The following is a 19820-nucleotide window of genomic DNA, read 5'->3' as shown; positions in this document are numbered from 1 at the left end:
ATGACATGAGCGGAGACGGTCAGGGAAGCAACCACTGGTTCGACGACGAGGCCGGGCCGGTCGTACGTCCGTACGCCATGACGCGCGGCCGTACGACGAGTCCGGCCCAGCACCGGCTGGACCTGATCGCGGTGGTCGCCGCGGAACCCGACGCGGGCGACAAGGAATCGGATCCGACGCTGGCGCCGGAGCATGTGGAGATCGTCGGGCTCTGCCGTGACGAACCGCAGTCGGTCGCCGAGCTCGCCGCCGAACTCGACCTGCCTGTCGGTGTGGTGCGGGTCCTCATCGGCGACCTGGTGCACGCGGAGCTCGTCCATGTCACGCGTCCGGTACCCCCGGCCGAGCTGCCGGACGAGAGCATTCTGCGCGACGTGATCAACGGTCTCCGAGCGCTGTGACCGGCTCGGGAACGGAGCACTGACGTGACGGGCCGGCACCCGCCGCACGGGCCGGGGTCACGGGCCCGGCAGCCGTGGGCCCGTCCCGAGGAGTTCCCCGTCCGACGGGGGACCGGAGGCGCCGACCGGGCGGGGCCGCCGGGCCGTGCGCTCACCGACCGCCGCCCGGGCGGCCCGGCGGACGTCGGCCCCAGCGGCCCGAACGGCTTGGCGGGCGCCGGGCAGGGCGGCGTACGCGGCACTGAAACCCCTGGCGGCGGCGGTCACGTCCGGCCGTCGCCCGACCCCATCCAACAGGACCGTCAAGCAGGAGAAGAGACCGATGATCTTCGGGCGTTCTGAGCGCGGCAAGCCCCTGGTCGAGCCCGTCACGCTCAAGATCCTGGTGGCCGGCGGCTTCGGCGTGGGCAAGACGACCCTCGTCGGCGCGGTCAGCGAGATCAGGCCGCTGCGCACCGAGGAACTGCTCACCGAGGCCGGGCGCCCGGTCGACGACACCAGCGGTGTGGAGGGCAAGCACACCACCACCGTGGCCATGGATTTCGGCCGGATCACCCTGCGCGAGGACCTGGTCCTGTACCTCTTCGGCACGCCCGGGCAGGAACGGTTCTGGTTCATGTGGGACGAGCTGTCCGAGGGTGCGCTCGGCGCCGTCGTCCTGGCCGACACCCGCCGCCTGGAGGACTGCTTCGCCGCCGTCGACTACTTCGAGCGGCGTGCCATCCCCTTCCTCGTCGGCGTCAACTGCTTCGAGGGAGCGTCCCGTTACCCCGCCGACTCCGTCCGGCAGGCCCTGGACCTGGACGACGGCGTACCCGTCCTGCTGTGCGACGCGCGTGACCGGGAGTCGGTCAAGGAGGTGCTCATCGGCGTCGTGCAGCACGCGATGGACCACGCGGCCGACCGCCGGCAGGCCGCCCTGGGCTGACCGGCCGGCACGGCCCGTACCCCCGCCGACAGGGGTACGGGCCGTGGTCCGGTGAGGAGCACTCACGCGCGCGTGGCACGCACCTTCACGCGTCGTCCTCCTCCAGCCAGCCGAGGCTCTTCTCCACGGCCTTGCGCCAGTTGCGGTACTCGCGGTCGCGTACCGACGCCTCCATCGCCGGTGTCCACTCCGCGTCCCGCTGCCAGTGCGACTTCAGCTCGTCCAGGTCGTTCCACACTCCCGTCGCCAGACCGGCCGCGTACGCCGCGCCCAGACAGGTCGTCTCCGACACCCGGGGCTGGATCACCGGCACGCCGAGGACGTCCGCCTGGTGCTGCATGAGCAGGTTGTTCTTCGTCATGCCGCCGTCGACCTTCAATGTGGTGATCCGCACCCCGGAGTCCTGATACATGGCGTCCACGACCTCCCGGGTCTGCCAGCTCGTCGCCTCCAGCACGGCGCGCGCGAGATGGGCCTTCGTGACGTAACGGGTGAGGCCGGTGACGACACCGCGCGCGTCGGAGCGCCAGTAGGGCGCGAACAGGCCCGAGAACGCGGGGACGATGTAGGCCCCGCCGTTGTCCTCCACGCTCGCCGCCAGCGTCTCGATCTCGTCGGCGGTACGGACGATCCCGAGCTGGTCGCGGAACCACTGGACCAGCGCGCCCGTTATTGCTATGGACCCCTCCAGGCAGTACACCGGCGCCTCTCCGCCGATCTTGTAGCCCATCGTCGTCAGCAGCCCGTTCTTGGACGGCACGGGCCGGTCGCCGGTGTTCAGCAGCAGGAAGCTGCCGGTGCCGTACGTGTTCTTCGCGGTGCCGACGTCATAGCAGGCCTGCCCGAAGACGGCGGCCTGCTGGTCGCCCAGTGCCGAGGCCACGGGCACACCGGCGAGCTGTCCGACCGCCGTGCCGTACACCTCGGCGGAGGACCTGATCTCGGGCAGCACGGTCTCGGGCACGTTCATGGCGGACAGGATCGAGGGGTCCCACTGGAGGGTGTCCAGGTTCATGAGCATGGTGCGGCCGGCGTTCGTGACGTCGGTGACGTGCCGGCCGCCCTCTGTGCCGCCGGTGAGATTCCAGATCAGCCAGGAGTCGATGGTCCCGAAGGCGATCTCGCCGCGTTCGGCCCGTTCCCTGAGACCGGGCACGTGGTCCAGCAGCCAGGCCGCCTTGGGACCGGAGAAATAGCTGGCCAGTGGCAGCCCGGTCTGCTCCCGGAAACGGTCCTGGCCGTCCGCGCCGCCCAGTTCGGTGCACAGGGCGGCGGTGCGGGTGTCCTGCCAGACGATCGCGTTGTGCACGGGTTTGCCGGTGGCGCGGTCCCACAGGACGGTCGTCTCGCGCTGGTTGGTGATGCCGAGCGCGCTGAGCTGGTCGGCGCGCAGGCCGGCCTTGGCGAGCGCTCCGGCCACCACGGCCTGCACCTTGGACCAGATCTCGGTCGCGTCGTGCTCCACCCAACCCGGCTTGGGGAAGATCTGGCGGTGCTCGCGCTGGTCGACGGCGACGATCGCGCCGTTGTGGTCGAAGACGATGCAGCGGCTGGAGGTGGTGCCCTGGTCGATGGCGGCGACGTACTTCTCGGCGGTGTCCGTCATGGCTGTCCCCTGGGTGGCTGGGTCGGGTCGCTGGTCAGAGGGGCGCGTGAGGGGTGAAGGCGGCGTACGGGATGGGGAGCGACGTACGGGATCGGAAGTGACGCACGGGTGGGATCAGAAAGCCACGTTGTAGATGGCGCCGGCGAGCGCCCCGCCGATCAGGGGGCCGACGACCGGTATCCAGGCGTAACCCCAGTCGGAGATGCCCTTGTTGGGGATCGGCAGGAAGGTGTGCACGATGCGCGGGCCCAGGTCGCGGGCGGGGTTGATGGCGTAGCCGGTGGGGCCGCCGAGGGAGAGCCCGATGCCCACGACGAGCAGCGACACGATCAGCGCGGTGGTGCCGGACTCGCCGAGGCCCTTGGTCAGCCCGAAGGCCAGGATCGGCAGCACCAGCGCGACGGTCGCGATGATCTCGGTGATGAGGTTGGCGAGCGGATTCCGGATCTCCGGAATGGTCGAGAAGATGCCGAGCGTCGGCACCGGCTCTTCGGCGGTTCCCTCGGTCGTGCCCTCCGTGCGGACGTTGGCCTGGAACTGCGCGAGATACACCAGGTACGTCAGTACGGCCCCGAGCATCGCGCCGACGAGCTGGCCCAGCAGATACACCCAGACCTTGCCCCATTTGCCGGTGTCGATGGCGATGCCGAGGGTGACCGCGGGGTTCAGCTGGCCGCCGGAGAGGGGCGCGGCGGTGTACGCGCCTGCCAGGACGCCGAAGCCCCAGCCGAACGCGATGACGACCCAGCCCGAGGCCCGCGCCTTGGAGTACCTGAGGGTGACGGCGGCGCACACACCGGCGCCGAACAGGATGAGGATCGCGGTGCCGATGACCTCGCCGACGAAGATGTCTCCGTTGCTCATGGCGGCTCCCTTGGCGCCGGTTGGGGGCGGTTCAGCCCCGGCCGTCCGTGCAGGAATTTCCCTTGGCGACGTCGGCCGAGGACAGGGGGCCCCGCGCCCCGCCCGGCGTCCGTGACGAGCGTGCCGTCGCAGCCGTATCGCCAGGCAGGGACGGGCCGTGGAGCAGGACAGACCCGTGGCGCAGTGCCTGATAACGCCGAGAATGTACGGCGATGTCGGCTGACACCGGGAAGTGTTCACCGGCGTTCCGGGGGCGTCAAGGTTGCCGACGGCAACGGTGACAGCCGGGCGCCCGGCGGCCCGGCCCCGCCGCCGGCTTCAACGGGCATATTCGGGAAGGACGTTCACCACCCTGGTTCGGCGGCCACGTATCCGGCCTGTGCCGGTGCCGCCCCCGCGCCGCGCCGGACCTCGTGGCCGGACAGCCCGGCGCGCCCGAGCACCCAGCTCGCGCCGCGCAGCGCCTTGGCCGCCTTCTTCAGCGGAGCCAGCTGGGCGGCGGCCTGGCGGTGGTCGCCCACGCTTCCCGGCGCGCACACGACCGTCGCGAGGGAGAGCGTGACCGGCCGGCCCGCCGCCGACCAGGGCGCGTCGAGCACCGTGGCGACCAGCGGATCGAGCGCCTCCTCCTCAGCCAGTACCAGGAAGTCGTCCCCGCCGATGTGCCCCACGCGCGCGTGCCCGTAGACCGCCTGCTGCAGTGCCCGCCCCACCGACCGGATCAGCTCGTCGCCCGCGGCGAATCCGGCACCGTCGTTGACCTGTTTGAAATGGTCGATGTCCAGCCAGCTGAGCGTGAAGGTGCGGCCGTCCGCGATCCACCGGTCCACCTCGCCGGTGATGCTGTCCGAACCGGGCAGCCGGGTCAGCGGATTGAGCCCGGCCGCCTCCTCGACCCGGCTCTCGGCCAGGGCCCGCACCAGGTCCGCGAGCCGTACGACGCCCACGCATCGCCCGTGCCTGTCGACCACCGCGACATCGTCGGAGGTCCGGTCCCGGCCGCCGATCGCGACGACGTCCAGCACCTCCCAGGCGGTGGCGTCGACGCCGACGGTGCGGGGCGCGTCACCCAGCTTGAAGGCCGGCCGGTCGGCGTACAGAGCGTGTCCGTAGCGGCCGGACATGGACAGCAGGAAGCGGGAGCGGTGCACCGACCGCACGGGCCTGCCGGCCTGGTCCACCAGCAGCACACCGGACACGTCCGGCGATCCGGTCAGCAGCGCCCGCACCTGCCCGGCCGGGGCCGTCACCGGGAGCACGGCCGCGGGACGTACGAACTCCCGTACCGACGGACCGGACCGGGGCAAGCCGACGGCGCCGGGGGAGCGGGGTGGAACGTATACGTCCGCGGCGGGGATCCGGGCCGGCGGCGCGAACAACTCGCCCTGGGCCAGCTGCGCCCCGGCCGACAGCGCTGCCGCACACTGCAGTTCGGTCTCGACTCCCTCGACCGCGACCAGGGCGCCCAGTTCCTCGCACAGCGTCCGCATCGCCCGCACCGCGGCCGGCCGGGACAGCAGCGAGGCGTCGAGCTTGACCAGGTCGGGGGAGAGGTCGGTGAGCAGTCTGAGCGGTACGTCGCCGTCCCCGATGCCGTCGGCGCTGATCCGGAACCCCTGCTCGCGCAGCACGGCCACGGCCTCCAGCAGCGCCCGTTGCGGTACGTGCGTGTAGGGCGGGACCACGTCCAGCGTCACCTCCCAGGGCAGGCGCCCGGCCACGCGCACGGCGTCGTGCAGCGGGGTGAGGCCGCCGAGGTCGGCGAGGGTGGCCGCGAACACGTTGAGGTGCAGCGGCAGCAGGGTTTCCTTCTGCGTCGCGGCCCGGAGCGCCAACACCGTGAGTCTTCCGTCGAGTTCGGGGTCGCGGCGGGCCTCGGCCAGGATGTCTCCGGTCTCCGGGCGTGCAAGCGTCTCCAGGGCGGCGACCGCGCCCGTCCTCAGGTTGACCACCGGCTGGAAGGCGAAGCGGAGAGTGTCCGTCCAGGAGTGCACGGGAGCATGATGGCTCCGCCCGCGTGCGCCCAGGCGCAGTTCATGAGACGTTCACACAGGATTCCGGGTCGGTCACAGAGCGTGGGAAACCTCTGTGGTCGCAGCTGTCACAGGGTGCCCTTCCCCGGTCTCGTCATGCCACCGCGACCACCGCCGATCCGTGCCCGAACAGTCCCTGGTTCGCCGAGATGCCCACGCGCGCCCCGGCGATCTGCCGGTCGCCGGCGGTGCCGCGCAGCTGCCCGGCCAGCTCGCAGACCTGGGCGATGGCCTGGGCCGGCACCGCCTCCCCGAAGGAGGCCAGCCCGCCGCTGGTGTTGACGGGTATGCGGCCGCCCGGAGCCGTCGCCCCCTCCCGCAGGAGCTTTGCTCCCTCGCCCTCGCCGCACAGCCCCAGGTCCTCGTACCACTGCAGCTCCAGTGCGGTGGACAGGTCGTAGACCTCGGCCAGGGACAAGTCCTCGGGGCCGATGCCCGCCTCCTCGTATGCTGCCCGGGCGATGGAGGCCCGGAACGTCTCATCGGGGGCGTCCGCCGCCACCGTCGAGTCCGTGGCGATGTCCGGCAGGTCCAGCACCGTGTTCGGGAAGCGCGGGGTCACCGTCGACACCGCCCGGATCCGCACCGGCCGGGCCACGCCGTGCCGGTGCGCGAAGTCCATGCTGGACAGCACCAGGGCGGCGCCGCCGTCGGAGGTGGCGCAGATGTCGAGCAGCCGCAGCGGATCGGCGACCACCGCGGAGGCGGCGACCTCCTCGGCGGTGACGCGCTTGCGATAACGCGCGTACGGATTGAGTGCGCCCATCGCGGCGTTCTTCACCTTCACCAGGGCGAAGTCCTCCGGTGTGTCCCCGTGCACCGCCATCCGCCGCCGCGCGTACAGCCCGAAGTACGTCGGATTCGTCGCGCCCAGCAGACGGAAGCGCAGCCAGTCCGGATCGTCGGGACGCTCCCCGCCCGGGGGCCGGAAGAACCCCTTGGGGGCCGCGTCCGCCCCCACCACGAGGACGACGTCCGCGAGCCCGGAGAGGATCTGCGCCCGGGCCGCTGCGATCGCCTGTGCCCCGGAGGCACACGCCGCGTAGACACTGGCGACCCTGGCTCCCTGCCACCCCAGGGCCTTGGCGAACGTCGCTCCCGCCACATACCCGGGATAACCGCCACGCACCGTGTCCGCGCCCACGACCGAGCCGACGTCCCGCCAGTCGACACGGGCGTCCGCGAGCGCCGCGCGGGCCGCCGCCGTCCCGTACTCCACGAAGGAGCGTCCCCACTTGCCCCAGGGGTGCATGCCCGCGCCGAGCACCGCCACGTCGGTCGTCACGCCCTCACCCCCGTCGGCCGCCAGTGCCAGGTCGTCCAGGTCGTCTCCGCGTCCTCGTGGAGCACGCCGGGGACGACCTCGACCTCCATGCCCGCCGTCAGATCGGCGACGGTGACCCCGGGAGCCGCCTGTCCCAGTACCACGATCCGCTCGGCCTCCAGCTCCACCGCGATCAACGCGTACGGGTCCCACGGAAGTTCCGGATTGCTCACATAGGGTGACGGCGGCCGGTATCGACAATCCGTGTACGACCAGATTCGTCCCCTCCGTGACAGAGGTGTCTCCTCCAGGAGGCCGCCGGCGCAGCGCGGATTGCGGCAGTGGACGTCCTCGCGTGGGAAGAACACCGTGGCGCAGGACGAGCAACGGGTGCCCAGCAGCCGGAAGCCGTCCCCGTCGCCGATGAACCAGCCGGCGACCGCAGGTGTACGTGTCCGAGACACAGGCGCTCCTTCCACGAGACCTGACGGTTCGTCAGAAGTGTGTCACGGGCATCCGGAAATGGGCAGGGCGGAGACATGAGACGACTCACCCGTGCAGTCCGCGGTCTCGTCACCGCCCTCGCCGCCCTGCTGGCCGTGACCGCTTTGTCCGCCACCGCACACGCGACGACGGAACCCAGGGCTCCCAAGGACTTCGTGGCCCTGTCGACGGTGGACCCGACGATCATCCAGGAGATCCGCTATTTCACCCCGCACAACTTCGTCGGCGAGCGCATCGACGGCTACGAGCAGCCGATCTGCATCCTCACCCGCCCCGCCGCGGAGGCCCTCCACAGGGCACAGGTCCAACTGCTGCGCAAGGGCTACACCCTCAAGGTCTACGACTGCTACCGGCCGCAGCGCGCCGTGAACCGCTTCGTCAGCTGGGCCGAGGACCTCGACGACCAGGCGATGAAGGGCGAGTTCTACCCGAACGTCGACAAGACCCGTCTGTTCGCGGACGGCTACATCGCGGAGAAATCCGGCCACAGCCGCGGCTCGACCATGGACCTCACGATCGTGAAGCTCCCCGCGAGGCCGACCCGCCCGTACCACCCGGGAGAGCCCCTCGTGCCCTGCTACGCGCCCAAGAACGACCGATTCCCCGACAACTCCGTGGACATGGGAACCGGATTCGACTGCTTCGACACCCTTGCGCACACGCTCGACCCGCGCATCCAGGGCGAACAGCGCGCCAACCGCCTGCTGCTCAAGAACACCATGGAGGGCCTCGGATTCGTGAACCTCGCCGAGGAGTGGTGGCACTACACGTACAAGCCGGAGCCCTACCCGGACACCTATTTCGACTTCCCCGTGTCCTGGAGGTCGCTCGTCGACGCCGACTGAGCAACCTACGGAAGATGTCCCTCCTCTGATCGGATACAGTCCGCGCGTGTCCGAAACTCAACAACCAACTGATAACTCCGCACCGGACTCGCACTGTTCCCGTTGCGGAGCGCCCTACGGAGAGGGCGTTTCCGGCTGGCCGCGCACCTGCCCGTCCTGCGGTGCCGTCGCCTACCGCAACCCGCTGCCGGTCGCGATCGCGCTCCAGCCCGTGTACGACACCAAGGGCACGGCCCTGGTGGTCGTCACCCGCACCATCGCCCCCGCGCGCGGGGGCACGGCACTGCCCGGCGGCTACATCGACGACCGGGAGGACTGGAAGCAGGCCGTCGTACGCGAACTCAAGGAGGAGACCGGCATCGACGCGGCCACGCGCGATGTGCGGCTCGTGGACGCCATGAGCTCGCCGGACGGACACCTGCTGCTCTTCGGACTCCTTCCGGAGCGCCCGGTGGACGGACTCCCGCCCTCCGACCCCACGGACGAGACCGAGGGCTGGCAGCTGCTGCGCAGGCCCGAGGAGCTCGCCTTCCCGCTGCACACCGTGGCCGTGCGGGCCTGGTTCGAGGGCCGGTACGTCTGAGCGGCGTGGCTCAGCCGAGCCCCCGTACCCGCACCGGGTAGGGCGGCTCGGCGGACCCGTCCTCCCGGGCCCGGGTGACCACCACCGCGCCGCCCTGCCGGCGGGCGACGTAGCGTTCGATCTCCGGTTCGTCCCACCCGTCGCCCGCGTCCGGCACGACCAGGCCGCCGCCCGTCCGGCCACGCGCGGGTGCCCACACCTCCAGCTCCAGGCCGCCGCCGGCACCGCGCACGGGGATGACCGCACCTGCCCGGGCGAACACCGGCGTCCGCGACAGCGGCGCCTCGACGAGGACCTGCGCCGGCCCCTCGTACGCCTCCTCCGTCACCGTGTCGTACCAGCGGCCCCGCGGCAGCTGCACCGCACGCCGGTCGGCCCCCGGGTCCAGCACCGGCGCCACCAGCAGACCGTCCCCGAGCAGAAACGTGTCCTCGCAGTCCCGCAGCGCCCGGTCCTCCGGCGCGCCCCACCACAGCGGCCGAACATAGGGCGCGCCGGTGCGCCGGGCCAGATGCGCCAGTGTCACGAAGTACGGCAGCAGCCGTCGCCGTTCGCGCAGTGCCACGCGCGCGTGCTCCAGCACCTCGGCACCGAACTCCCAGGGCTCCCGGCGCCCCGCCCGCAGACTCGCGTGGGTGCGGAACAGCGGCAGGTACGCGCCGAGCTGGAACCATCTGAGATACAGCTCCGGCGACGGACTTCCGTCGAAACCGCCGACGTCCGGCCCCGAGTACGGCACCCCGCACAGCCCGAGTCCCAGCACCATCGACAGCGACGCCCGCAGCCCGGGCCAGCCCGTCGCCACGTCCCCGGACCAGGTTCCCCCGTACCGCTGCATCCCCGCCCAGCCCGACCGGGAGAACAGGAAGGGCCGCTGCCCCGGCGACAGCTCGCGCAGCCCCTCGTAGCCCGCCCGGGCCATGCAGAGCGCGTACACGTTGTGCGCCTCCCGGTGATCGCCCCCGCGCCCCTCCAGCGCGTGCCGGGCCGAGCGCGGCAGGGTCGGCTCCCCGAAGGCGTTGAACGACGTCGGCTCGTTCATGTCGTGCCAGAAGCCCGAGAAGCCCTGCCCCAGCCGCTCCTCGTACAACCCGCCCCACCACTTGCGCACGCGCGTGTGCGTGAAGTCCGGAAAGACCGACTCCCCGGCCCACACCACACCGCGCACCGTGCGCCCGGAGGCGTCCCGCACGAACGCGTCCACGGCCGCACCGCTCTCGTACACGGCGTTGCCCGGCGCCGGCCTCACGGCCGGATCGACGATCGACACCAGCCGGATCCCGTCCCGGCCCAGTTCCTCGGCGAGTTGCGGCAGCTTGGGGAAGCGCTGCTGGTCGACGGTGAACACCTGGTGGTCGTCGTAGTGGTCGATGTCCAGGTGCACGGCGTCCAGCGGCAGCCCGCGCTCCTGGTAGCCCGCCACGATCCGGCGCACCTCCTGCTCGCTGCCGAACCCCCAGCGCGCGTGCTGGTGGCCGAGCGCCCAGCCGGGCGGCAGCGCGGGCGCTCCGGTCAGCGAGACCCAGGTGTGCAGCACGCGCGCGGGGGTGCCCACCATCACCCAGCAGCGCAGCGGACCGCCGTCCATCCGCACCTCGCAGCGCCCCGCCCGGTCATGCCCCGATCCGGCGCCCTCCTCGCCCTCGCGCAGGACCGCCGTCCCGTCCCACGTGGTGTCGTGGAACACCAGATGCGTGCCGGCGTCGGCCACCACCAGCTGCACCGGCATCGTCAGGTACAGCGGATCGTCGCCGGGGCCGAACGCCCGGCCGGGGTCGGTGTTCCACAGCCGGTACGTGCCGTTGCGCAGCCTCGGCCCGGAGGCCCGGCCGCCCAGACCGAAGAAGCGCGCGTCGGCCGGCACCTCCGACCGCTGCATCCACCGTGCCGTGCCCCCGCCGACCGGCTCCCACCAGCGCGGCGGCAGATCCCGCCGCAGGGTCACCCCGCCCGGCGTGCACACCTGCACCGCACCGTGCCGCGAGACGGTGACCGTCACCCGCTCGGCGACCACCCGCCAGCCGCCGTCCTTGTCCGGCTCCAGCACGGCACGCGGATCCGGCTCCGGACAGCTGCCCGCGAGCGCGTACGACGGCTGGGGGCCCGCCCCGTCCCATCCCCAGAACACCGCCCCGTTCACCGCAACGGTGATCCGCAGCTCGGACCGCCCGAACCGGATCAGCCCGCCACCCGGCCCCGGCTCCACGCTCTCCACCTGGCCCGGAACCCGCGCCCGCTCGGCACCCCGCCGCGGCAACCCGGCGGCGTCGATCCGCCGCCTGCGCCACGCGGCCCGTACGGTACGCAACCCCCGCGCCGCCCTCCCCGAACCGACCACACTCACCGAACGCACCAGGTCACGACCGTCCATGCTGCTCACCCTGCCACTGCGCACCCCACGCGCGCGTGTCGTTCAACTGCCGTTCACCCCTGCCGGGAGCACATCTTCACGACAAGGACTATGTGGGGCGCACCCTGGTGTAGAAGTCGATCACATGGCATCGTCCCTGTCAGCCGCGTCACGCGCACACCCCAGCCCGTGCGCGCACCGACGCCCACAACGCGCACAGCCCGGGAGCCGCCCCCATGTCGACCGCGAACCCCCAGCCGCTCTGGCAGCCCGATCCCGAACGGATCGCCCAGGCCCGCATCACCCAGTTCCAGGCGTGGGCCGCCGAGCACCACGGCGCCCCGGCCGACGGCGGCTACCCCGCCCTCCACCAGTGGTCCGTCGACCAGCTGGAGGCCTTCTGGAAGGCCCTCACGGAGTACTTCGGAGTCCGCTTCTCGGCACCCTACGCGCGCGTGCTCGGCGACCGTGCCATGCCCGGCGCCCAGTGGTTCCCAGGCGCCACGCTCAACTACGCGGAGCACGCCCTGCGCGCCGCCGCCGACCGCGCGGACGAACCGGCCCTCCTCTGCGTCGACGAGACCCACGAACCGCGCCCGGTGACCTGGTCCGAGCTGCGCCGCCAGGTCGGCTCCCTCGCCGCCGAACTCCGCGCCCTCGGGGTCCGGCCCGGCGACCGCGTCAGCGGCTATCTGCCCAACATCCCGCAGGCCGTCGTCGCCCTGCTCGCCACGGCCGCCGTCGGCGCCGTCTGGACCTCCTGTGCCCCCGACTTCGGCGCCCGCAGCGTCCTCGACCGCTTCCAGCAGGTCGAGCCCGTCGTCCTGTTCACGGTCGACGGCTACCGCTACGGCGGCAAGGAGCACGACCGCCGCGAGATCGTCGCCGAACTGCGCCGCGAGTTGCCCACCGTGCGTGCCGTCGTCCACATCCCGCTGCTCGGCACACAGGCACCCGAGGGGGCCCTGGAGTGGTCGGCGCTGACGGCGGGGGACGCCGAGCCCGTCTTCGAGCCGGTCCCGTTCGGCCACCCGCTGTGGGTGCTGTACTCCTCCGGCACCACCGGCCTGCCCAAGGCCATCGTCCAGTCCCAGGGCGGCATCCTGGTCGAGCACCTCAAGCAGCTCGGCCTGCACTGCGACCTCGGTCCCGAGGATCGTTTCTTCTGGTACACCTCGACCGGCTGGATGATGTGGAACTTCCTCGTCTCCGGCCTGCTCACGGGCACGACGATCGTCCTGTACGACGGCAGCCCCGGCTACCCGGACACCGGCGCCCAGTGGCGGGTCGCCGAACGCACCGGTGCCACCCTCTACGGCACCTCGGCCGCATACGTCATGGCCTGCCGCAAGGCCGGCGTCCACCCCGCGCGCGACTTCGACCTGTCCGCGGTGAAGTGCGTCGCCACCACCGGCTCGCCGCTGCCCCCCGACGGCTTCCGGTGGCTGCACGACGAGTTCGCAGAGAGCGGGGCCGACCTGTGGATCGCCTCCGTCAGCGGCGGCACCGACGTCTGCTCCTGCTTCGCCGGCGGTGTGCCGACCCTCCCGGTGTACACCGGCGAACTGCAGGCGCCCGGTCTCGGCACCGACCTGCAGGCCTGGGACCTCAGCGGCAAGCCCGTCATCGACGAGGTCGGCGAGCTGGTCGTCACCAACCCCATGCCCTCCATGCCGATCCGGTTCTGGAACGACCCCGACGGCAGCCGCTATCACGACAGCTACTTCGACACGTACCCCGGCGTCTGGCGGCACGGCGACTGGATCACGGTCACCTCACGCGGCACCGTGATCATCCACGGTCGCTCCGACTCCACCCTCAACCGGCAGGGCGTGCGCATGGGCTCGGCCGACATCTACGAGGTCGTCGAGCGACTGCCCGAGATCAGGGAGTCCCTCGTCATCGGCGTCGAGCAGCCCGACGGCGGCTACTGGATGCCGCTGTTCGTGCACCTCGCGCCCGGTGCCGTACTCGACGAGGCCCTCCTGAACCGGATCAGGCTGGCCATCCGGGAACAGCTCTCGCCGCGTCACCTGCCCGACGAGATCATCGAGGTACCCGGCGTCCCCCACACCCTCACGGGCAAGCGCATCGAGGTCCCCGTCAAGCGCCTCCTGCAGGGCACACCCCTGGAGAAGGCGGTCAACCCCGGCTCCATCGACAACCTCGCCCTGCTCGCCTTCTACGAGGAACTCGCCCGCAAGCGCGCCTGACCCCCAAGGGCATCACCCTCCATAGGTGGCCTCGGACTCGCCCAGCACGGCGGCGAAGTCCGAGGCCAGGCGCGCGGCGTCGGCCGGCTCCAGTCCCGCGGCCGTGATCCGCACGCCCGGCCCGGAAGCCAGCCGGAACCGCGCACCGGCCGCCACCCACCAGCCGTACGACCGCAGTCCGTTCACCACCGCCGATTCGTCGCGCACGGGCACCCACACGTTCATCCCGCTCGCCGCGCGAGACGCGATGCCCCGTGCGGCCAGCTCGCCGGCCAGCGCCGTGCGCCGCAGCGCGTACGCCTCACGCGCGCGTGCCACCAACGCACGCGTGTCCGCGTCCGTCATGAGGCCGAGCACGGTCTCCTGCAGCAGGTGACTGACCCAGCCCGAGGTGAGCAGCAGCCGGCCGTCGTGCCGGGCGAGCGTGACCGGGTCACAGGCCGCGGCCGCCCAGCGCAGATCGGTCCCCAGGAACTTGCTCACGGTCCGCACGTGCACCCAGCGCGTCGGCCCCGCACTCGTCACCGTGTGCAGCGCGGCATCGGCCACCTCGGAGGCGTGGTCGTTCTCCACCACCAGCACCTCGGGCGCGTCCCGCAGCACCTCGGCCAGCGCATCGCGACGCGCCGCGGAGAAACATCCGCCGTACGGATTCTGCGCCCGCGGACTGAACACCACGGCCCGGACCCCGGACCCGAGCGCCCCGCGCAGCGCATCCGGGCGCATCCCCTCGTCGTCCACGGCGACCGGGACAGTGCGCAGCCCCAACGCCGCGACCAGATCCAGCAGATGGTGATAGCCCGGATCCTCCATCGCCACGCCGTCACCGGGACGCAACTCGACCGACAGTACGCGGCCGATCAGATCCAGCGCCCCGTGCGCGAACGTCACGTGCTCCACGGGGACGCCGTCCGCCCCCAGCCGGTCGCGCACCGCGGCCTCGAGCCGCTCCAGCCGGGGCGCGGAGCGATGTGAGCGGGCGCCGGGGGAGAGGCGCGACGGCGGCAGCAGAGCGGGCAGCAGCGCGGGATCGGGATGTCCACCCGCCAGGTCGCGCAGCCCTTCGGGCACCTTGGGCGGCCGCCGGGAGGCGACGGCGGGGGCCGGAGCGACCACGGTGCCGCCGCGCCCGCGCGTGACGACGATGCCCCGCCGCCGCAACTCCTTGTAGGCCGTGGCGACCGTGCCCGGACTCACCCCCAACTCGTCCGCGAGCCGCCGTACGGGCGGCAGCGCGACCCCCGGTGCCAACGCTCCCTCGGCCACGCCCCGTTCGACGGACACGGCAATCCCCTTGGCCGTCGCACCGCTGATCTCATATTGTGTTGCCACGTTGACCATTATGTATCAGTACATAACCGGGAGCAAGTCGAGCTCCACCCAAGGGGGAACAGTGGATGCCAAGTCCGCGGCCACGACCCGGCCGTCGCGCATACCAGGAGGCCGCGACGGACGCCGGATGCTCCTCATCACCTTCACCGACCGCATCGGCAGCGGCCTGTGGGCATCCGTCTCCGTCCTGTACTTCACCTACGTCTCGGGCCTCTCCGTCGCCCAGGTCGGCACCCTCGCCGCGGTGTCCGGCGCCGTCGGCATCGCGGGCGCACCCCTGGGCGGACGCATCGCCGACCGCTTCCCCCTCACCCGGATCCTGATCGTCCTCCAACTCCTGCGCGCTCTCACGTCGTTCGGCCTGCTCACCACCGGCCACTACCTCCCGCTCCTCGCGATATCCGCCGTCGGCAGCCTCAGCGACCGCGCCTCCAGCGTCCTCACCAAGCTCTACGCCGCCCGCGTCGCCGGACCCGACCGAGTCCGCTACCAGGCCGTCAACCGCACCGCGTCCAACGCCGGCTGGGCCCTGGGCGGACTCGCCGCCGCGGCCGCCCTCACCGTCGGCACCACCACCGCCTACCGGTGGCTCCTCACCGGTGACGCGCTCTCCTTCCTCGCCATCGCCCTCCTCACCCTGACCTGCGCCGAACCCCCGTCCAGCAGCCGCGTCCCCGCCGCCGGCACCACACCCCACAGCGCCAGACCGGCGAACCCCTGGCGCGACCGCACCTACCTCGCGTACGTGGCGACCGACATGGTCCTCTTCCTCGACGACTCCGTCTTCCAGATCGGCCTGCCCCTGTGGATCGCCCACACCCAGGGCGTACCGCACGGCCTCGCGCCCCTGCTGCTCGTACTCAACAACGTGATGGTGGTCGCCCTCCAGGTACCGCTCGCCCGCCACGGCACCACCACCGCGGCAGCCCGCAAACTGCTCGTCCCGCTGGCCGCCGCGTCCGCCACCGGCGGCGTCACCCTGGCCCTGTCCGCCACCGGCGGCACCGCCCGGGCGATCTGCCTGCTCACCTCCTCCGCCGCGCTGTTCACCCTGGCCGAGATGCTGCATGCCGTCGTGTCCTGGGAACTCTCCCTGGCCCTCGCCCCGGACAGCGCCCAGGGCGCCTACCTCGGCGTCCACGGCCTCGCCCAGTCAGGCCAGCGCAGCCTCGGCCCGCTCGCCGCCACCGCCGCCATCGCCACCGGCCCGCTCGGCTGGACCGTCTTCGGCGCCACCATCGCCGCGACCTGCGCACTTCAACACCGACTGGTCCGCGACCGGCTCCGGACGAGCCCGTTGTCAGTGCTGCCGGTTACGGTGAGTGAGCATTGATCGACCGCGCACTTTGGGGGAAACATGGCGCACACCGACCACCAGACCATGCGACGCGTCCTGCGCCGCGAGATCGCCGGCACCATCGGTCTGCTCACCGACGAACACGACTTCCGCGCCATGCGGCGCTACCGCAGCTTCAGCTTCGACGACCACGCGACCTACCTGCGCCAGGTCGAGGCCGTCCTCAGGGCACGCGCCGCCCAGGGCACCCACACCACACTCGCCCTGTTCGACCCCGAGGACTACGCCACCTACTGCGCGGAAGCCGGCCTCGACCCGGAAGCCCCGGCCAGCCGGACCCGTTTCACCGCGGAACTCGCGGCCACGGGCCCCACCATCCCCTACGACGGCCGACCCCTCGCCACCCTGGTACCCGCCCTGGTGGACGAAGCCGTACGGCAGGCGACGTGGGAGTACGCCAGCATCCTGCTGTCCCGCCTCGGCCCCTGCCCCACCTGTGGCGAGGACATCGGCAGGGCGGCCTTCACCCGCGCCTCCGACCTCCTGCTCCGCATCCTCGAGACCGCACCACCCGGCGACCGGCACCTCGTGTGCAGCGTCTCGGGCCCCCCCGAAACCCTGCTCTCCGTCCTGCACGGCGACCAGGACAGCCACGGCGGCATGCACCTCGACGAGGCCGAGGCCCTGGAACTCACCAGCGTCCTCGCACTCGGCCTCGCGACCCGAAGCCCCGGCGGACTCGTCCTGCGCATCAGCGCCCCGGAGACGGCCGACCGGGTCTACGGCTGGCGACTGCGCTCCGGTGATCTCGAACCGCTCACCGCCGCAGAAGTGTTCGACGCCTACTGCACCGACGCCGAAACGGGCGACCTCATCCCCCCGGAGTCCGGCGTCGACTACTGCGAGCCCCCCGACCTCGGGGACGACACCAGGACACCGGGCCACCGTCACTGAACGCACCAGGGGCGCCCCACCCGAAGGCGGGACGCCCCTGGACCCGGCACACCGAAAGCGCGGGTACGGCTACTCGCCGGACAGCACCGCCTGAGCCGCGCCGCGCGCCTCCTCGGCGCTGTCCGCGGCACGCGCCGCCGCAGCGGCTCGCTCGCACTGCGCCAGCGTGTACTTCGCCAGTGTCGCCCGGACATAAGGAATGGACGCGGCACCCATGGACAGGGAGGTGACACCCAGACCGGTCAGCACACAGGCCAGCAGCGGGTCCGACGCGGCCTCACCGCACACCCCACAGCTCTTGCCCTCGGCCCTGGCCGCCTCCGCGGACAGCGCGACCAGGTCCAGCAACGCCGGCTGCCACGGGTCCTGAAGCCGGGACACCGCGCCCACCTGCCGGTCGGCCGCGAAGGTGTACTGCGCGAGGTCGTTGGTCCCCAGCGACAGGAACTCGACCTCCTGCAGGATCGAACGCGCCCGCAGCGCGGCCGACGGGATCTCCACCATCGCGCCGAACTTCGCCTGCAGTCCCGCCTCACGGCAGGCGTCCGCGAACGCCTTCGCGTCCGCGCGGTCCGCCACCATGGGCGCCATGACCTCGAGGTAGACGGGCAGCCCCTCGGCGGCCTTCGCCAGCGCGGTCAGTTGCGCGCGCAGGATCTCCGGGTGGTCGAGGAGGGTGCGCAGACCACGCACGCCCAGCGCCGGGTTCGGTTCGTCGGCCGGGGTCAGGAAGTCCAGCGGTTTGTCCGCACCCGCGTCCAGCACCCGCACGACCACACGGCCCTCGGGGAACGCCTCCAGCACCTGCCGGTAGGCCTCCACCTGCTTCTCCTCGGAAGGAGCGCTCTTGCTGTCGTCCAGGAACAGGAACTCGGTACGGAACAGACCGACACCCTCGGCGCCGGCCTCCACGGCGGCCGGTACGTCAGCCGGACCGCCCACGTTGGCCAGCAGCGGCACCTTGTACCCGTCCGCGGTCACACCCGGGCCGGTCGAGGCGGCCAGCGCGGCCTTGCGCTCGGCGGCCGCGGCCCGCAGCCGCGCCTTCTTCTCGTCGCTCGGGTTCACGAAGATGTCTCCGGTGCTGCCGTCGACCGCGATCACCGTGCCCTCGGCCAGTTCCCCGGCACCCGGCAGCGCCACGACCGCCGGCACCCCCAGCGCCCGCGCCAGGATCGCGCTGTGACTGGTCGGTCCGCCCTCCTCGGTCACGAAACCGAGCACGAGCGAGGGGTCCAGCAGCGCGGTGTCCGCAGGGGCCAGATCACGCGCGACGAGGACGTAGGGCTGGTCGCTGTCCGGCACACCCGGCATTGGAACGCCCAGCAGCCGGGCGACGATACGATTCCGCACATCATCGAGATCGGCCACGCGCCCGGCCAGGTACTCACCCGCGCCGGCCAGCAACTCCCGGTACGCCGCGAACGCGTCGTACACCGCGCGCTCGGCCGTGCTGCCGACGGCGATGCGCCGCTCCACATCCGCCATGAGCTCGGGATCCTGGGCCATCATGGCCTGAGCCTCGAGCACGGCCTGGGCCTCGCCCCCGGCCAGATTGCCGCGCGCCATCAGATCGGCGGCCACGGCGTCCACGGCCTGGCGGGCGCGCCCCTGCTCCCGCTCCGCCTCCTCCGCCGGGATCTGCTTGGCCGGCGGCTCCAGCACCGCCGTACCCATGTGCCGAACCTCGCCGATGGCCACGCCGTGGCTCACGCCGACGCCTCGCAGCGTTGTCTCCATCTCACCCGTCTCCGATAGTGCGGCGGGTCCCGCCGCCGTGGTGGTTGTCCTGAATCGCCGTCCGGTGGACGGCACTGTGGTCAGTTCCAGGCGAAGAGGCTGTCGCCGGCCTTCACGTCTCCGCTGTCACGGAGGTCGGAGAGGGACTCGGCCGTGGCCTCGAGCGCGACGACGGGGCAGACCGGGGACTTGCCGGCGGCCTCCACGACGGCGGGGTTCCAGCGCACGATGGCCTGACCGCGCGTGACGGTGTCGCCCTTGTTGACGAGCAGCTCGAAACCTTCGCCGTTGAGCTGCACCGTGTCGATGCCGAGATGGGTGAGCACGCCGTGCCCGCTTTCGTCCACGACGACGAAGGCGTGCGGGTGCAGGGAGACGATGACGCCGTCCACTGGCGCCACGGCCTCGGAGGGCTCACGTACAGGGTCGATCGCGGTGCCCGGGCCCACCATGGCCCCGGAGAAGACCGGATCCGGCACTGCGGCCAGTCCGATGGCACGTCCTGCAAGAGGGGACGTCACGGTGGTCATGGGAAGCCTCCCGAGGAGTGGAGCTGCGCACTGAGCAGCAGCGTATGTCATGTGAAGTGGCGGTTCCGTATGGAAGCTACCAGCTAGTGGTCTAGACCACCAACCCCATGGATTTGCACGCCCTTCGAGGCTCCGTGTACAGTCGTACTCCTGCTTGGGCAGAGGGACGCGAAAGCGCCCCCACTCAACAGAACCCAAACTCGTCAGATCCTATCTCTGGATCCGCTTCTGCATGTCTGCAGGAGGGTGGTCAGAGAGACGGAAAAACCCTGATAGAGTTTGAAACACCGAAGGGAAGCGCCCGGAGGAAAGCCCGAGAGGGTGAGTACGAAGGAAGCGACCGTTCCTTGAGAACTCAACAGCGTGCCAAAAATCA

The 19820-nt window shown here is 71.7% G+C and carries 16 protein-coding genes; 7 read left to right on the top strand and 9 right to left on the bottom strand.

The genetic code is table 11. From position 1 onward, the window contains the following. Positions 1 to 5 precede the first annotated feature (5 nt). Positions 6 to 401, top strand: coding sequence for a DUF742 domain-containing protein (locus AB0L59_RS23635; protein WP_365586915.1), 396 nt, complete (start codon positions 6 to 8; stop codon positions 399 to 401). Between the two features lie 322 nt (positions 402 to 723). Next, the gene (locus tag AB0L59_RS23630; RefSeq protein ID WP_365586912.1) at positions 724 to 1329 is read left to right on the top strand and encodes an ATP/GTP-binding protein; all 606 of its coding nucleotides are present in this window, start codon (positions 724 to 726) and stop codon (positions 1327 to 1329) included. Between the two features lie 85 nt (positions 1330 to 1414). On the opposite strand, the gene glpK is transcribed toward AB0L59_RS23630, so the two are convergent. The 5 genes from glpK to AB0L59_RS23605 form a co-directional block, all read right to left on the bottom strand. Then, positions 1415 to 2935 (bottom strand): glycerol kinase GlpK, encoded by a 1521-nt coding sequence (gene glpK, locus AB0L59_RS23625; RefSeq protein ID WP_365586910.1) that lies wholly within the window; start codon positions 2933 to 2935, stop codon positions 1415 to 1417. A 114-nt stretch (positions 2936 to 3049) separates the two neighbouring features. After that, a complete protein-coding gene (locus AB0L59_RS23620) occupies positions 3050 to 3799 on the bottom strand; it encodes an MIP/aquaporin family protein (RefSeq protein WP_365586907.1) in 750 nt (249 codons plus the stop codon). Between the two features lie 344 nt (positions 3800 to 4143). Next, positions 4144 to 5793 carry a GGDEF domain-containing protein gene (locus AB0L59_RS23615; RefSeq protein ID WP_365586906.1) on the bottom strand — a complete coding sequence of 550 codons (1650 nt, stop codon included), beginning with the start codon at positions 5791 to 5793 and terminating at the stop codon, positions 4144 to 4146. A gap of 133 nt (positions 5794 to 5926) precedes the next feature. After that, entirely contained in the window at positions 5927 to 7117 is a 1191-nt protein-coding gene (locus tag AB0L59_RS23610; RefSeq protein WP_365586904.1) for a lipid-transfer protein, read from the bottom strand. Further along, a complete protein-coding gene (locus AB0L59_RS23605; RefSeq protein ID WP_365586902.1) occupies positions 7114 to 7560 on the bottom strand; it encodes a zinc ribbon domain-containing protein in 447 nt (148 codons plus the stop codon). The genes AB0L59_RS23610 and AB0L59_RS23605 overlap by 4 nt, the downstream gene beginning before the upstream one ends. A gap of 75 nt (positions 7561 to 7635) precedes the next feature. Between AB0L59_RS23605 and AB0L59_RS23600 the strand changes: the two genes are divergently transcribed. Together AB0L59_RS23600 and AB0L59_RS23595 are read left to right on the top strand one after the other, a co-directional pair. Further along, positions 7636 to 8445 carry a M15 family metallopeptidase gene (locus AB0L59_RS23600; RefSeq protein WP_365586899.1) on the top strand — a complete coding sequence of 270 codons (810 nt, stop codon included), beginning with the start codon at positions 7636 to 7638 and terminating at the stop codon, positions 8443 to 8445. Between the two features lie 46 nt (positions 8446 to 8491). After that, positions 8492 to 9028, top strand: a complete 537-nt coding sequence (locus AB0L59_RS23595) for an NUDIX domain-containing protein (protein ID WP_365586897.1) — start codon at positions 8492 to 8494, stop codon at positions 9026 to 9028. 10 nt (positions 9029 to 9038) lie between these two features. On the opposite strand, the gene AB0L59_RS23590 is transcribed toward AB0L59_RS23595, so the two are convergent. Continuing rightward, positions 9039 to 11399 (bottom strand): glycoside hydrolase family 31 protein, encoded by a 2361-nt coding sequence (locus tag AB0L59_RS23590; protein ID WP_365586895.1) that lies wholly within the window; start codon positions 11397 to 11399, stop codon positions 9039 to 9041. Between the two features lie 215 nt (positions 11400 to 11614). Between AB0L59_RS23590 and AB0L59_RS23585 the strand changes: the two genes are divergently transcribed. After that, entirely contained in the window at positions 11615 to 13591 is a 1977-nt protein-coding gene (locus AB0L59_RS23585) for an acetoacetate--CoA ligase (RefSeq protein WP_365586892.1), read from the top strand. Between the two features lie 12 nt (positions 13592 to 13603). Here the strand turns inward: AB0L59_RS23585 and AB0L59_RS23580 are convergent, their stop codons facing one another. After that, a complete protein-coding gene (locus AB0L59_RS23580) occupies positions 13604 to 14923 on the bottom strand; it encodes an aminotransferase class I/II-fold pyridoxal phosphate-dependent enzyme (protein WP_365586889.1) in 1320 nt (439 codons plus the stop codon). 127 nt (positions 14924 to 15050) lie between these two features. Here AB0L59_RS23580 and AB0L59_RS23575 point away from each other — a divergent pair, with 127 nt between their 5' ends. Together AB0L59_RS23575 and AB0L59_RS23570 are read left to right on the top strand one after the other, a co-directional pair. Then, positions 15051 to 16256 (top strand): MFS transporter, encoded by a 1206-nt coding sequence (locus AB0L59_RS23575; RefSeq protein WP_365586887.1) that lies wholly within the window; start codon positions 15051 to 15053, stop codon positions 16254 to 16256. A gap of 24 nt (positions 16257 to 16280) precedes the next feature. Next, positions 16281 to 17174 carry a hypothetical protein gene (locus AB0L59_RS23570; RefSeq protein WP_365586884.1) on the top strand — a complete coding sequence of 298 codons (894 nt, stop codon included), beginning with the start codon at positions 16281 to 16283 and terminating at the stop codon, positions 17172 to 17174. A 69-nt stretch (positions 17175 to 17243) separates the two neighbouring features. Here AB0L59_RS23570 and ptsP read toward each other — a convergent pair whose 3' ends face one another. Together ptsP and AB0L59_RS23560 are read right to left on the bottom strand one after the other, a co-directional pair. Beyond that, positions 17244 to 18914, bottom strand: a complete 1671-nt coding sequence (ptsP, locus tag AB0L59_RS23565; RefSeq protein WP_365586882.1) for a phosphoenolpyruvate--protein phosphotransferase — start codon at positions 18912 to 18914, stop codon at positions 17244 to 17246. A gap of 80 nt (positions 18915 to 18994) precedes the next feature. Beyond that, positions 18995 to 19444 carry a PTS glucose transporter subunit IIA gene (locus AB0L59_RS23560; protein WP_365586879.1) on the bottom strand — a complete coding sequence of 150 codons (450 nt, stop codon included), beginning with the start codon at positions 19442 to 19444 and terminating at the stop codon, positions 18995 to 18997. Positions 19445 to 19820: the final 376 nt, after the last annotated feature.

It is taken from the genome of Streptomyces sp. NPDC052109 (assembly GCF_040680195.1).
Lineage (GTDB): Bacteria > Actinomycetota > Actinomycetes > Streptomycetales > Streptomycetaceae > Streptomyces.
Note: the sequence above shows the minus strand (reverse complement) of the source record. Positions and strands in the feature narration are given on the sequence as shown.